This window comes from Paenibacillus sp. Z6-24 (assembly GCF_054161335.1).
Window position 1 is genome coordinate 4,361,727 of sequence record NZ_CP096398.1, and the last position, 13,241, is coordinate 4,374,967.

Here is a 13,241-nt window from a genome sequence, read left to right on the forward strand (position 1 = left end):
ATGGTTTTAACCTTCAAATGCTTTTCGAAAACACCGAAAATGAGAAACAGGTACTCCGATACCTGCAGCGAGATTCCTTTATCCCGCTTCACCAGAGGGCTGGTGTGTTAAATTAAGGACATATGTACCATATTGCGGTTAGAGGCCATTTAGCTCAAAATCCAATCTGCACGGGGAGGCAGCCCATATGACAGATCGCATCTTGACACCTGTAGGAGAGTTGACGCTTCACCAGCCAGCAAAAGGTCCGGCATTCGCACAGGGTACGAGCAAGGAAGGAGAAACGGCCAGTATATTCTTCTCCATCCAGCTGGATGAACAGAATCGTACCGAACACCTGCCTTACGGATTTATACGTGAGAAGCTGCGTCACCTGGATCGATACTGCCGGGATGCCAGGCAGTTTCTCATCGCCGAATTCGGCTGCCCTCCTGGAGAGGATGAAAACGCGGTTGTATCCCATCCGGAAGTAACGTTCTGGGATGATCTGTACTGGTCGGTACGATTCGCGGAAGGGACACTGGATATTTGCCGCCCACATGGGGTGCTGGTGCACTGGAAAGGCGAGCAGATTATCGGGTACGATGATTTGTCGATGGTGGAAAAGGCCTAGGATTCTATTTTGACAGCTCTATATGCAAGAGGATTGAAAAAGGGCGGCCAGATGCTAAAGTCATTGTAGATGGATTCTTCTAACATGATGTACTCAATCCTCCTGGAGAGCATAACAGCGTCTTTTAATGCTTCTTATTTAAAATCGATATTCCATACGTCTGCATCTGCAAGATCCGCATCTACGCAGATCAGCATTTATGAAATGAGTACCTGCCAGATTTCCCTGATTGAGAACAGCCACAATATAAATTTAAATGATCCAGATTGGTAGGTATTTTTACTTAGATACCTTCTCCCCTACTGCTGCTTCCTTCCATTATTTATTCTGCTAGATCTACCTAGCATCTGGTACAGACCGTTCGCATTCGTCTGTACACCATCACGTCCATTGTACTGGAACGGCTGCTGGCTCGCACCTTCATGCCCCAGCTGTTCACCATACGTGTCATACGTGTACGTATTGGTCACCTGTCCTTGTGTATCGGTCAGCGCAATCGTGCTACCGCGCAGATCGTAGTGGTACGTCTGGTAGTTCCCGGCTGCATCTTCGCGCCTGATCAGCCCCATCCCGTACACATACCAGGCTTGTGGTGTACCGGCATTGTCAGTCTCCATCAGCATCTGGGAGAGCACGGCATGCGGGTTGATGATCTGCTTAATTGTGGATTAGCTATTTATTTAAAAAAAGAAAACCTTGAAAGGCTACGAGCCAATCAAGGTTAGCAGGATCATTCATTATTCATACAATTTCCCCACATAAAATAAATTTGCAAGAAAGTTCCAATCTATATTTTGTGGTATTGGTAAATTGTTATTTTCATAATATCCTTCCATATCCTCTATCCAAGACTTGATCCCTTCGAGAAAACTCTCAATGTCTCTATTTTCCCAGTCATCAGGATTTGATTTAAAATCCTTAACTAACAAACCAATAAATTCTGTAAATTGATCTTTATCACTAACTTTTTTTATTTCTTTATATAATTCCATGTTCTCCTCTACTTTATCATCAGATTATTTCCATCGCCTATTTTTAATTTAATTGAAGCTCCACCATTTTTTGTGGTCATTTTCCATCCATATGTTAAAATTTTTATACAGGTATTACATGGATTATATGTGTTATTGATTGAATGATGGGTTCATTCGGCACTGGGTAGCCCCCTCAACCATATAATATAATAAAGCACCAGTATAATTTCTACTGGTGCTCCCAAAACAATTACATAAAACTAAACTTTATTTTATTTCCGATTTCAATGTCCATACCGTAAATTTCAAAATACGAAGTATCAAATGGACGAATTTCTATTTCAGCCTCAGGATGTTGTAACCCTTCACTTTCTTCTGTTTCCGGTAATGTATTGGTTTCCCACCCTATTTCTTTACCCTTCCTAATCCCGATGAACACTCCCGAATGGAACTGCACTATTTCTTTTGCTTTTTTAATCAGGTCATCTGTGCTTAGGATTTCTGAGTATGGTTTTGGGAACAACACTTCGAATGGTTGGTTACTGCTGCCAAATACATCAAAAGCAAACCAAGTAAAACTGGAAGTTTCATCCTGGATGCAGGTTAGTATTTGAGCAAGCTGTTTTCCCAAGCAACCTATCTCACTTTGAAAATGCTCCCCACTTAATCTAAGTATAAAAGTAGGTTTTTTAAGATAATTGTCCTCCAACTTTCCCACCTCCATTACTTAAAACTCCATGAGCCATCTTGAAAGACTGCAGGATGGTCATGTGGATTGGTATGATTCTGCGGACGACCATGGTCAGTCCAATCTGTACGTTTTACTGGAATGCCATTCTCCCCCACTCAAGGGTTTGAATGTAATCCCCTTTTCTGCCTTTTTGCCACCCAATCTGTGTGTGAGGATTCATTGATTCAGGCACATGAACAGTTCCATTTATCATTTTTCCGTCTGTTCTAGGAAGAGGCATAGGATTACCGCTAGCGTCCTTCGGAACATACTTCGGTGTTGGAACTTCTCCCATCTCCTTAGACAACATCAATCCCATATTGTCCCCAGCTGTAGGACGAGTCAACTTAGGTGCAGTTCCAATCACATCATCCGCATGTGATTTTCCGATCTTACTAATCACCCAGGCTCCACCGTCAATGGTCTCTTTAATCAGGAACTTGCCTCCGATTTTACCACCCGGGAACCAGCTGAGAAGTGTTCCTCCCCCAGTAGCCACTCGATCGGCTACTGAAAGTTGCTCTCCGGTAATCAAGTCTACTCCTGTAAATATCTCTTGCAAACCTTTTACCGTACCTACAAATGGAGTAGCATCTGCTCCAAGACTTAATCCAATCTCCAACCAGCTTGAACCTTCTGCACTCAAGCCAAACGGATCAATATACGATACCGGACTGCCATTCACATACGCATACCGGTTCATCGTCAATCCATTATCGATACTGCCGGTCAGCACATCCCGGTTCACAAATCGCTTGATCTCTAATTTTGAAAAAAGCAACCTTGAGAGGCATTTTGCCCATCAAGGTTGCTTTTTTTAGATATCGACGTCGTCTTTGTAATTTAAACTTCAATTTTCTAACTTCAGTTCATTATTACTTACTAGTAGTAACTAATACTGATTTAGTTGTTAGAAAACCAACTATTATCTAGAATTTTATTGCCATGTTTCATCATTTGTCTTTTTACTTCTTCTGAAAATTTACTATCTTCAATTATAACGGCAGCTTTATTTTGAATATCCACAATGGCATATTTGTTTTGGGCCACTTCGAGTAAAGCATATTGATCTTTGTGTATGGTCCACATGTCTTTATAGTCATTAAGGTCCATTTCTTCCTCCTACATGAAAGAATATATTTTATTTTAATCCATTTTTATCAAAATTGACAGGTGCTTTACCTACAGGAACGATCTGCGAAGTACGTTGAGGCGATCCAGCATTTTCTAGTAATTGCATGAGTATTAGATCATCTGGACTAGGTCGAGCTGTCCCACGTGGATGAGTATGAGATATTAACCGTACATCTTTACCAAGAGGAACATTAACACGGTTGTGTACTCCTGAATACAACTCGTAGTATCCACCACGTCCATTTCTCCCAGTTCCTGCTCGATAAATCTGTGCAAACTCAACTCCATACTCTTTAGTGAGAAAATCCATATCTTCAACAGATAACCTATTAGGAATTCTCATACCTTTTGTACCAGGCAAGTTGGTTATATCGTTTATAGCGCGCCCATCTGCCATATATCTTTTTACAATTGTCTCTTCACTAAAATGGCCATTTTTAGAAGTGGTTTTGCCTAGTTTCCCAATCAACCAGGCTCCGCCATCAATGGCTTCCTTCGCAACAGTCTTTCCAACTACCTTACCGAAAGGAAGCCCACTTAGAGCTGTTCCAAACCCTGTCGCAACTCGATCGGAAACTGATAGTTGTTCTCCGGTAATCAGATCCACACCAGTAAATACCTCTTGTAATCCTTTTACCGTACCCACAAATGGAGTCACGTCAGCTCCAACACTAAACGCGGTTCGCGTCCAGTCGGCTCCATCCGCACTTAAGCCAAACGGATCAATATACGACACCGGATTACCATTCACATACGCATACCGGTTCATCGTCAATCCGTTATCGATACTGCCTGTCAGCACATCTCGGTTCACAAATCGCTTGATCTCCGGATTGTAGTATCTGGCACGCATCTGGTACAGACCGTTGGACCGGTATTGAGCTAACCAATATTCATTTAATGATTGCTAAACCGTATATTGTTCACTTTCAAATCCATATAGAAAAAGCCGATATCTATATAGATATCAGCTAAGGTATTTAGAATAATTAAACATAGTCTCATAAATCAAATTATTTTATAAGTCTATTTGTTTCCAGTCATCTTTATATTTCTTTTCATAAGTGATAATAGCTTCATGAGTAACTTTTTCTTTAATTCGCTGTCTGGCACCATATTCACTACAATTTCTTTCTAAATATATTTCATCTTGTAAAAATGCAATAAATATAGAATTGGTTGCATCGTTATCTGACAAATAAAAACCTAACAACTCATTATATTGAGTACTAAAAAAAAGCTTCATCTGCTCTACCTTGAGCACCATATTTTCTTTAGTTTCAATGATTTTCTCATAGCTAGCAAATAAGTTAAAATCATCTAAATCATAAATCCGATTTTTTGAAAATAATGGATTCATACCCCTTATATATATTCCTATAACCTTATCATAGATTGTCTCAAAGAAAAGAACATGGTCTAATTTTTCATTATCTTCTTCATCATATAAATAAATAACATTCAAAATTTCTTGTTGCTTAAAAAAATAATCAAATTTTCTTATGAAAGAAATTATATAATTATTCATATTTAATCTCACTCCCAGATCAAATCTAATTCGGATTTCAATTTGTTTGATAAACGATCTCCTTTTTTATTCAAGAACGTTAATATTTCGTTTGTATTGCGATTAATTAAAACAACTGCGTTGCCTTTAACGAAAGCATCTACTGAGCTAATTGTATTCCATTCAAATGGTTTCGAATTGGCTGCATTTTTTGAATCGGTTACAATCGATAGAATAAAATTCTTCATTCCTTCTTTATCACCCTTTTTGACTGGGACATCTAAATCTCGTGAAGTTTCATAAATATCTTGAGCATGTTTTTTTAGTTTTTTATCAAAGTTGGGACTGAAAATAGGATCTACTTTACCAATCCCCTCAATAATACCACCAAGGTCACAATCTCCATTATTCGTATTATGCACCCAGATCCCCAGGTCACTCACGAAGTACGTGTGGAAGTCGGCAACGGTCATATTGTATACTCTGGCTTGACGCTGCTCTAGTTCTATCTTCTCGATCTGCTGCTTCGTTCCATCATCTTCTACCAGCCAGTCGCCAACCTTCAGGTCCTTGACATAGGTCCATCCTTTATCGTCTACCCAGAATGGATGGTTGTAGGTCGATTCAATCTCCTGACCACCCACATAAATGGTATAGATTTCCTCTGCCATATGATTGAATGTAGCGGTGACCGTCTTGTAATCTTCTTGACCTGTCGCTTCATCCTTGGACAGAACCTGATCGCCGACCTCAATATCTTCGATATTTTTATCACCCTGGTCGGTCTTTACTTTGGTTCCGGCTGTAAAACAGTTGCAGGCATTGATGAGCTTACCCGCAGACTTTTCAGCTTTGGTACTCCAGCCAAACAAATCTGCTGCCTTTTCCCCTGCCCAGATGACTCCTTTAACAGTATACTTACCCGCATATTTAGAGCCAGGAACAGGAGCCAACCCAGCAAAGCCGCCTACGAGATCACCAATCCGGTCGCTCACGCTGAGCTGTTCACCAGTGATATAGTTTACGCCGGTAATGGTCTGCTGCCAGGCTTTGATGGAGCCCACTACAGGGGTCATGTCTGCAAGAGCGTCACCACCAATGACCATCCAGTCGGCTCCGTCCGCACTCAGTCCAAATGGATCAATATACGACACCGGATTGCCATTCACATACGCATACCGGTTCATCGTCAATCCATTATCGATACTGCCTGTCAGCACATCCCGGTTCACAAATCGCTTGATCTCCGGATTGTAGTATCTGGCACGCATCTGGTACAGACCATTTGCATCGGTCTGCACACCGTCACGTCCATTGTACTGGAACGGCTGCTGGCTCGCACCTTCGTGCTCCAGTTGTTCACCGTACGTGTCATACGTGTACGTATCGGTTACCTGTCCCTGTGCATCGGTCAGAGCAATCGTGCTGCCGCGCAGATCGAAGTGATACGTCTGGTAGTTGCCAGCTGCATCTTCACGTCCGATTAGTCCCATCCCATATACATACCAGGCTTGCGGTGTACCGGCATTGTCGGTCTCCATCAGCACCTGAGAGAGCACGGCATGCGGGTTGATGATCTGCTTCGTTGTCACGCCATTTACCGTGATGGCGTTGCGGTTGTTCTCGTTATCGTAGCCATAGCTTACGCCACCAGCCTGGATCAGGCGGTTACGGGCATCATAGCGGTAATCCTGCATGCTGCCATGCAGCGGGCCGTTCAGCATATTGCCTTCCGCATCGTACGTTACGGCTTGTCCGTTGACCGTAGCCAGACGGTTATCTGCGGTGTAGGTCATTTGCAGATCGCCATACAGTCCGTATACATCTTCGGTTACGGTTAGACTTTCTGCTGTATTACCTGCATCCGAAGATGTCAGGGAAGCATTGATTGTTCCAGCAGGAGCGCTGTAAACATCGGTCTGTACACTGTCATTACGGTCTGCAGTCGGCTCTGCCATACCGCTCTGGATCATGACGTCTTCCAGTTCTGGAGACAGACCCGGACCATATACGTCGTAAGTGACACTGTTCAGCGGATTCTGAACTTCGCCGCCTTGTTCCTGAATCATATTACCGGCAGCATCGTACGTGTAACTGCTCTCTGTCAGTACACTGCCGTCCGGGTTCAGATCGGTCTTGCTGGTCATCTGACCGGCAGCATTGTAGGAACGTGTCTCCTTGGTACCGTCCGGACGGGTTGTCGATGTCAGACGTCCGTTGGCATCATAGCCATAGCTGGTCTTGCGTCCGTTCCAGTCGGTGACTGTGGACATATGGCCTGCGTTATCGTACGTGTAATGTACCTTTTTGCCATCCGTATAGGTCTCGACGCGGTTAAGTGCGTCAAATGTGCGGCGCAGCACTTTGCCATCGCTGCCGGTGACCGACAGGATATTACCGTTAGCATCGTATTGATATGCTACGCTGCCAGCCTGATCGGCAAACTGGATCAGATTGCCTGCCGCATCATACGTATATTTCGTATCCCGACCGTTTTTATCCGTTTCCTGGCTGAGCAGTCCGAGCTTGTTGTACGTGTACGTGTGACTGCCGCCTGCCGCATCTTTCTCATTGGTCAGACGTCCGAGCAGATCGTACTGGTATTGTGCCTGGTTGCCGTTGGCATCGACCATCTGCGTAATCTGTCCAAATGCATCGGCCGCCTGTGACGTATGACCCTGAATAGCATCATTTACATCGGTTAGCTAATTTAGACGATAAATCCCTACTCAATAGGTAACCTACTGAGTTTTATGAATATTAAAAGTTATATTTTCACATTTTCATCCTTTTAACTGTTTAGCCATTTACATAACAAAAAAAGCCACTCCGAAGAGTGGCCTGGCTGTTCTTTGTTCTTTCCAGTCTATACTTACTTTCCTGCCAGCGCCTTCGCCGCAATATCGCTGCGCTGGTGCTTGCCGGTAAAGGTAATCTTTGCCGCCTGCTCATATGCCTGTGTGCGTGCAGCAGCGATATCCGCTCCCAGTCCGACCACACCCAGCACACGACCGCCATTGGTCACGAACTCGCCGCTTTCGTTCTTGGCGGTACCCGCGTGGAATACCAGTCCTTGTTCGACGCTGTCCAGTCCTTCTATCGGCAGACCTTTCGTGTACGAACCCGGATAGCCGCCGGAGGCGAGGATGACGCATACGGCAGCTTCGTCGCTCCACTGAATATCCACGTCGGCCAGTGTACCGTTAACGGTTGCCATGAAAATGTCCAGCAGATCGGTCTGCAGACGCGGCAGGACGACCTGGGTCTCCGGATCGCCGAAGCGGGCATTGAATTCCACCGTTTTTGGCTTGCCATCCGGGGTGATCATCAGACCGGCGAACAGCACCCCCTGGAAAGGACGACCTTCCGCCACCATGGCTTTGGCAGTCGGAATCACGATCGTCTCGATCGCTTCCTCGATGATCGCCGGGTCGATATGCGGCAGCGGAGAATAGGTGCCCATGCCGCCGGTATTCGGCCCTTTATCCTGGTCAAAGGCCGGCTTGTGATCCTGCGCGGCCGGCATTGCTCGCACGGTCTCTCCATCCACAAAAGCCAGGATCGACATCTCCTGTCCCTCCATGAACTCCTCGATGATCACTTTACTGCCGGCTTCGCCGAATACTTTGTCCCGCATGATGTTCTGCAGCGCTTCGATGGCTTCCTGCATCGTATGGGCGACGGTTACGCCTTTGCCTGCGGCGAGTCCGTCCGCTTTGATCACGACCGGAATCGGCTGGCGCTGCAGATAGTTCAGCGCGGTGTCATAGTCGTCGAACTTGGCATACGCTGCTGTCGGGATATTGTATTTGTGCAGCAGGTCTTTCATAAAGGTCTTGCTGCCTTCGATCAGGGCCGCATTGGCGCGCGGTCCATAGACGGGAATGTTCCGTGCTTCGAATACGTCCACGATACCATCTGCCAGCGGATCATCCGGTCCGACCACGACCAGACCAACCTGCTTCTCTGCGGCAAAATCGGCCAGCTTCTCGAATTCACTCACCTGAATCGGTACACATTCAGCGATCTGGCTGATGCCTGCATTGCCGGGTGCACAGTAAATATGATCGGCCTGCGGGCTTTTGGCCAGCGACCAGATGATGGCATGTTCGCGTCCGCCGCTGCCGATTACGAGTATATCCATAAAGGATCACGCTCCTTTTTGATAGAGAAATGATAGTACGGAAAAGGGATACCGGATACAGACGATGGGTCTCGCTCCATCCCGCTTCTCGAAAACCTGTGATTATTTAGGAAAACGGAGCCAAACCTGATGATATTCGGCTCCGTTCTCTTGTGTTGTGTAGGATGCAATACTATGCTGAAGCGGTTAGAAAGGATTAATGTTTGAAATGGCGGACGCCTGTGAACACCATTGCGATGCCGTGCTCATTGGCTGCCTTGATGGATTCTTCGTCTTTTACCGAACCACCCGGCTGGATGATGGCAGTAATGCCTGCGCGGGCTGCCGCTTCGACGGTATCGCCCATCGGGAAAAAGGCATCGGATGCAAGAATAGCGCCCTTGGCTTTGTCGCCAGCCTGTTCGATGGCGATCTTCGCTGCACCGACACGGTTCATCTGGCCTGCGCCAACGCCAACGGTCATGTCATCTGCGGCCAGTACGATCGCGTTGGATTTGACATGTTTGACAACTTTCCAGCCGAACAGCAGCTGCTTCATCTCCTCAGCGGATGGTGCACGGTCGGTGACTACTTTCAGGTCAGCTTCGGTGATGGCATGCACATCGCTATCCTGCACGACCATACCGCCTTCCACCATGGTCACGATATGCTGCGGCTTGCGCTCGGCGGATGCAGCAATTTCGCCCATTTTGAGCAGGCGGATATTTTTCTTTTTGGTCAGAATCTCCAGTGCCTCCGGTGTAAAGTCCGGCGCCAGCACGATCTCCAGGAAGATCTCGCTCAGCGGCTGTGCCGTCTCCGCATCAATCGTCCGGTTGGCTGCGACGATGCCGCCAAAGATTGAGGTTGGGTCGGCATTGTAGGCTTTGTTGTACGCTTCGGCGATGGTAGCACCTACGCCCACACCGCACGGGTTCATATGCTTCACGGCAACGACAGCCGGCTCATTGAATTCCTTGACGATCTGGAGCGCTGCGTTGGCATCGTTGATATTGTTGTAGGACAGCTCTTTGCCGTGCAGCTGCTCGGCAGTGGTCAGCGTACCTGCCGGAGCCATCGGCTTGCGGTAAAAGGCTGCGGATTGGTGCGGATTCTCACCGTAGCGCAGATCCTGAATTTTCTCGTAGGTTACGGTGTAACGTTCCGGCATCGGATTGCCCAGTACCTCGGACAGATAATCGGAGATCAGGGAATCGTAGGCTGCAGTATGACGGAATACTTTGGCAGCGAGCTGCTTGCGTGTATCCAGCGTCGTATCGCCGTCTGCACGAACCTCATCCAGAATGGTCGCGTAGTCAGCCGCATCTACTACTACAGTCACAAAGGCATGATTCTTCGCCGCACTGCGCAGCATGGTCGGACCGCCGATATCGATATTCTCGATCGCATCTTCGTACGATACATCCGGCTTGGAGATCGTCTCCTGGAACGGATACAGGTTTACGACCACGAGGTCGATATAACCAAGCTCCAGGTCTTTCATTTGCTGCTGATGCTCTTCGCTGTCGCGTACAGCCAGCAGACCGCTATGTACAGCCGGATGCAGTGTTTTGACACGTCCATCCAGAATTTCCGGGAATCCGGTCACATCGGAAATACCAATCACTGGTACGCCTGCGTCAGCCAGCAGGTTTTTGGTACCGCCGGTGGAGATGATCTCTACGCCCAGCTGGGACAGCTCTCGGCAGAAATCGACTACGCCTGTTTTATCGGATACGCTGACAAGCGCTCTTTTAATCGTCATGTTATAAAAAGCCTCCTTGATCAATGTGAATATAGTATACTACGACTCTACGATTACATGCCGTCCATCTTCAGCCAGCCGGACTTTACCTGCAGCGATCCGGGCAACCACCTGCGGATAGAGAGTCTGCTCAATCTCATGAATACGTGCAGCCAGCGTGTCGGCGGTATCTTCCGACTCAATAGGCAGTGCCTGCTGAGCGATGATCGGCCCGGTGTCCATACCGTTATCGACAAAATGAACGGTGATTCCGGTTAGCTTGACGCCATATGCCAGCGCCTGACCAATCGCATCCTTACCGGGAAAGGCTGGCAGCAATGACGGATGTACATTGATCATACGGCCCATATACGGATTGACCATCGTCGGAGTGAGCAGCCGCATATAACCGGCCAGCACGATCAGATCAATCTGCCGCTTGGCCAGTTCTGCGAGGATCTCCAGCTCATACTGCTCCCGGCTGCTGTATTCCTTCGGCCGGAAGACGAACGTATCTACCTCCGCATGCCGGGCACGTTCCACGACCGGTGCTTCCGGTCTGTCGCATACGAGCAGTTCCACCGCAGCCGCACCGAGCAGACCGCTGCGCTGGGCATCGACCATCGCCTGGAAGTTGCTGCCCTGTCCGGAGGCGAAGACGGCGATTCGCATCGGCTTCATTCCACTTCAGCTCCGGTAAAAGTAACGATTTTCTCGCCTTCGGTTACTTTGCCGATCAGATAGGCTTCTTCGCCCTGTTCTTGCAATACTGTCAGCGCCTGCTCTGCCTCATCGGCTGGTACCACAATCGCCATGCCGATTCCCATGTTGAACGTCGTAAACATATCGCGGTTGCTGATCGCACCCTTGGCTTGCATCAATTGGAAAATGGGCAGGATCGGCCAGCTGCCGTACTCGATATCGACATTAACGCCATCCGGCAGCATCCGCGGAATATTCTCGATAAATCCGCCTCCGGTAATATGCGCCATGCCTTTGACCTGTACCGCTTCCTGCAGGGCAAGCGAAGATTTCACATAAATCCTGGTTGGCTCCAGCAGTACATCGCCAAGTACAGCGTTATCCAGCTCGGCTACCTGTGCAGTCAGTTCATATCCGCCATCTTCAAGCAGCAGCTTGCGCACGAGCGAGAATCCGTTGCTGTGTATACCACTGGATGCCAGTCCAATGACCGCATCACCTGCTGCAATATCGCTGCCCGTAATGACTTTGGGCTTGTCGACGATCCCTACAGTGAAGCCGGCGATATCATATTCGCCTTGGGAGTACATGCCCGGCATCTCCGCTGTCTCACCGCCGATCAGCGCGCAGCCTGCCTGGCGACATCCATCCGCAATACCGGATACAATCGCTTCGATCTTCTCCGGAATAACCCGGTCACAGGCCAGATAATCAAGGAAAAAGAGCGGCTCGGCGCCCTGAACGATAATATCATTCACGCACATGGCTACCGCATCAATACCGATCGTATCGTGCTTATCCATGGCAAAAGCAAGCTTGAGCTTCGTACCCACGCCATCCGTACCGGACACCAGTACCGGCTCTTCGTACTTGTCCTTGTTCAGACCGAACAGCCCGCCAAAACCACCGAGATCGGTCATTACTTCCGGACGGAACGTTGTTTTCACATGCTTCTTCATCCGCTCTACTGCTTCATTGCCTGCCGCGATATCGACTCCGGCTTGTTTGTATGCATCTGACACTGCCATCGCACCTTTCGTAGGTTCTTTGGACATTGGCGGGGGAAGGAGTGGAGATTGGGCGTTCTACTGCTACAGCGCTGCGAGACTGGATCGTTCGGGCGTCGCCGTTGCAGGCTGACTTTGGGGTCCCCCAAAAGCCAGCCTGCAAATGCTCCTTCCTGAACGATTCCATCCCCTCCGCTGGAGCATGGAGAACCCCCATCTCCAAACATTCCCTCACCGTCCATAAGATTAGGATTTCAGTTTTAAAAAATTACGTATCCAGGTACTGCTATTTTATATTGTAGGGTTTGGATGGACCTGGTTTAATCTGAACGGGTTTGATTTATAGGGCTGAGATTTGAAGGATGATTAAGAGGCTATAGAGTTGATCTTTTATTTCATCAACCCATCAACCCATCTATCCATCTATCCATCTTTACAAATCATCCCCACACTCACTCTTACAAACCTTCCCATCCTTACTTGTAAAACATACATCCCTACCAAGTAACATCAATGCTCCTAATGCCTTAAACATTCCCTCCTGCAAAGCAGTCCAGCCCGTCCCGCGCGTTCTCTCCCACTCTTCTCTCCCCTTACCCCCAAGGGCTCTGAAACCGTCAGGTTCTCAGAAACGTGGTGCGGGGAGCGGAGAGGAAGGAAATAGGCCGGAGAGCGCCTTTTGAAATCGGGGGCCTTCCTCTACACGG

Annotated in this window: 13 protein-coding genes; 1 reads left to right on the forward strand and 12 read right to left on the reverse strand. The window is 47.6% G+C overall.

Annotation, left to right across the window (positions count from 1 at the left end; all coding sequences use genetic code 11):
- The first annotated feature begins 187 nt into the window (after positions 1-187).
- A complete protein-coding gene (locus M1D61_RS18895; RefSeq protein ID WP_458120137.1) occupies positions 188-613 on the forward strand; it encodes a hypothetical protein in 426 nt (141 codons plus the stop codon).
- 299 nt (positions 614-912) lie between these two features.
- Here M1D61_RS18895 and M1D61_RS18900 read toward each other — a convergent pair whose 3' ends face one another.
- The 12 genes from M1D61_RS18900 to purM all read right to left on the reverse strand — a co-directional run bounded on the left by M1D61_RS18900 (position 913) and on the right by purM (position 12,549).
- Positions 913-1,236 (reverse strand): hypothetical protein, encoded by a 324-nt coding sequence (locus M1D61_RS18900; RefSeq protein WP_458120138.1) that lies wholly within the window; start codon positions 1,234-1,236, stop codon positions 913-915.
- Between the two features lie 114 nt (positions 1,237-1,350).
- A complete protein-coding gene (locus tag M1D61_RS18905; protein ID WP_458120139.1) occupies positions 1,351-1,605 on the reverse strand; it encodes a DUF7660 family protein in 255 nt (84 codons plus the stop codon).
- Between the two features lie 232 nt (positions 1,606-1,837).
- Positions 1,838-2,296 carry a hypothetical protein gene (locus M1D61_RS18910; RefSeq protein WP_458120140.1) on the reverse strand — a complete coding sequence of 153 codons (459 nt, stop codon included), beginning with the start codon at positions 2,294-2,296 and terminating at the stop codon, positions 1,838-1,840.
- Between the two features lie 112 nt (positions 2,297-2,408).
- Positions 2,409-3,065 carry a pre-toxin TG domain-containing protein gene (locus M1D61_RS18915; protein WP_458120141.1) on the reverse strand — a complete coding sequence of 219 codons (657 nt, stop codon included), beginning with the start codon at positions 3,063-3,065 and terminating at the stop codon, positions 2,409-2,411.
- Positions 3,066-3,220: 155 nt separating this feature from the next.
- The gene (locus M1D61_RS18920; protein WP_458120142.1) at positions 3,221-3,430 is read right to left on the reverse strand and encodes a hypothetical protein; all 210 of its coding nucleotides are present in this window, start codon (positions 3,428-3,430) and stop codon (positions 3,221-3,223) included.
- A gap of 28 nt (positions 3,431-3,458) precedes the next feature.
- Positions 3,459-4,265 carry a pre-toxin TG domain-containing protein gene (locus M1D61_RS18925; protein WP_458120143.1) on the reverse strand — a complete coding sequence of 269 codons (807 nt, stop codon included), beginning with the start codon at positions 4,263-4,265 and terminating at the stop codon, positions 3,459-3,461.
- A gap of 204 nt (positions 4,266-4,469) precedes the next feature.
- Positions 4,470-4,979, reverse strand: a complete 510-nt coding sequence (locus M1D61_RS18930) for a hypothetical protein (RefSeq protein WP_458120144.1) — start codon at positions 4,977-4,979, stop codon at positions 4,470-4,472.
- Between the two features lie 8 nt (positions 4,980-4,987).
- Positions 4,988-7,591, reverse strand: coding sequence for a polymorphic toxin-type HINT domain-containing protein (locus tag M1D61_RS18935; RefSeq protein WP_458120145.1), 2,604 nt, complete (start codon positions 7,589-7,591; stop codon positions 4,988-4,990).
- 239 nt (positions 7,592-7,830) lie between these two features.
- The gene (gene purD / locus M1D61_RS18940) at positions 7,831-9,102 is read right to left on the reverse strand and encodes a phosphoribosylamine--glycine ligase (protein WP_458120146.1); all 1,272 of its coding nucleotides are present in this window, start codon (positions 9,100-9,102) and stop codon (positions 7,831-7,833) included.
- Between the two features lie 196 nt (positions 9,103-9,298).
- Entirely contained in the window at positions 9,299-10,846 is a 1,548-nt protein-coding gene (purH, locus tag M1D61_RS18945) for a bifunctional phosphoribosylaminoimidazolecarboxamide formyltransferase/IMP cyclohydrolase (RefSeq protein ID WP_458120147.1), read from the reverse strand.
- A 39-nt stretch (positions 10,847-10,885) separates the two neighbouring features.
- Complete coding sequence (gene purN, locus M1D61_RS18950) at positions 10,886-11,506, reverse strand: phosphoribosylglycinamide formyltransferase (protein WP_458120148.1); 621 nt, start codon at positions 11,504-11,506, stop codon at positions 10,886-10,888.
- Positions 11,503-12,549 carry a phosphoribosylformylglycinamidine cyclo-ligase gene (gene purM / locus M1D61_RS18955; RefSeq protein WP_458120149.1) on the reverse strand — a complete coding sequence of 349 codons (1,047 nt, stop codon included), beginning with the start codon at positions 12,547-12,549 and terminating at the stop codon, positions 11,503-11,505. Before purM ends, purN begins: the two co-directional genes overlap by 4 nt.
- Positions 12,550-13,241 lie beyond the last annotated feature (692 nt).

What these genes read in the sequence shown, in the direction of transcription:
- M1D61_RS18895 (WP_458120137.1), top strand. Translation starts at nt 188, where the DNA reads ATGACAGATCGCATCTTGACACCTGTAGGAGAGTTGACGCTTCACCAG.
- M1D61_RS18900 (WP_458120138.1), bottom strand. Translation starts at nt 1,236, where the DNA reads ATGCTGATGGAGACTGACAATGCCGGTACACCACAAGCCTGGTATGTG.
- M1D61_RS18905 (WP_458120139.1), bottom strand. Translation starts at nt 1,605, where the DNA reads ATGGAATTATATAAAGAAATAAAAAAAGTTAGTGATAAAGATCAATTT.
- M1D61_RS18920 (WP_458120142.1), bottom strand. Translation starts at nt 3,430, where the DNA reads ATGGACCTTAATGACTATAAAGACATGTGGACCATACACAAAGATCAA.
- M1D61_RS18930 (WP_458120144.1), bottom strand. Translation starts at nt 4,979, where the DNA reads ATGAATAATTATATAATTTCTTTCATAAGAAAATTTGATTATTTTTTT.
- M1D61_RS18935 (WP_458120145.1), bottom strand. Translation starts at nt 7,591, where the DNA reads ATGGTCGATGCCAACGGCAACCAGGCACAATACCAGTACGATCTGCTC.
- purD (WP_458120146.1), bottom strand. Translation starts at nt 9,102, where the DNA reads ATGGATATACTCGTAATCGGCAGCGGCGGACGCGAACATGCCATCATC.
- purH (WP_458120147.1), bottom strand. Translation starts at nt 10,846, where the DNA reads ATGACGATTAAAAGAGCGCTTGTCAGCGTATCCGATAAAACAGGCGTA.
- purN (WP_458120148.1), bottom strand. Translation starts at nt 11,506, where the DNA reads ATGAAGCCGATGCGAATCGCCGTCTTCGCCTCCGGACAGGGCAGCAAC.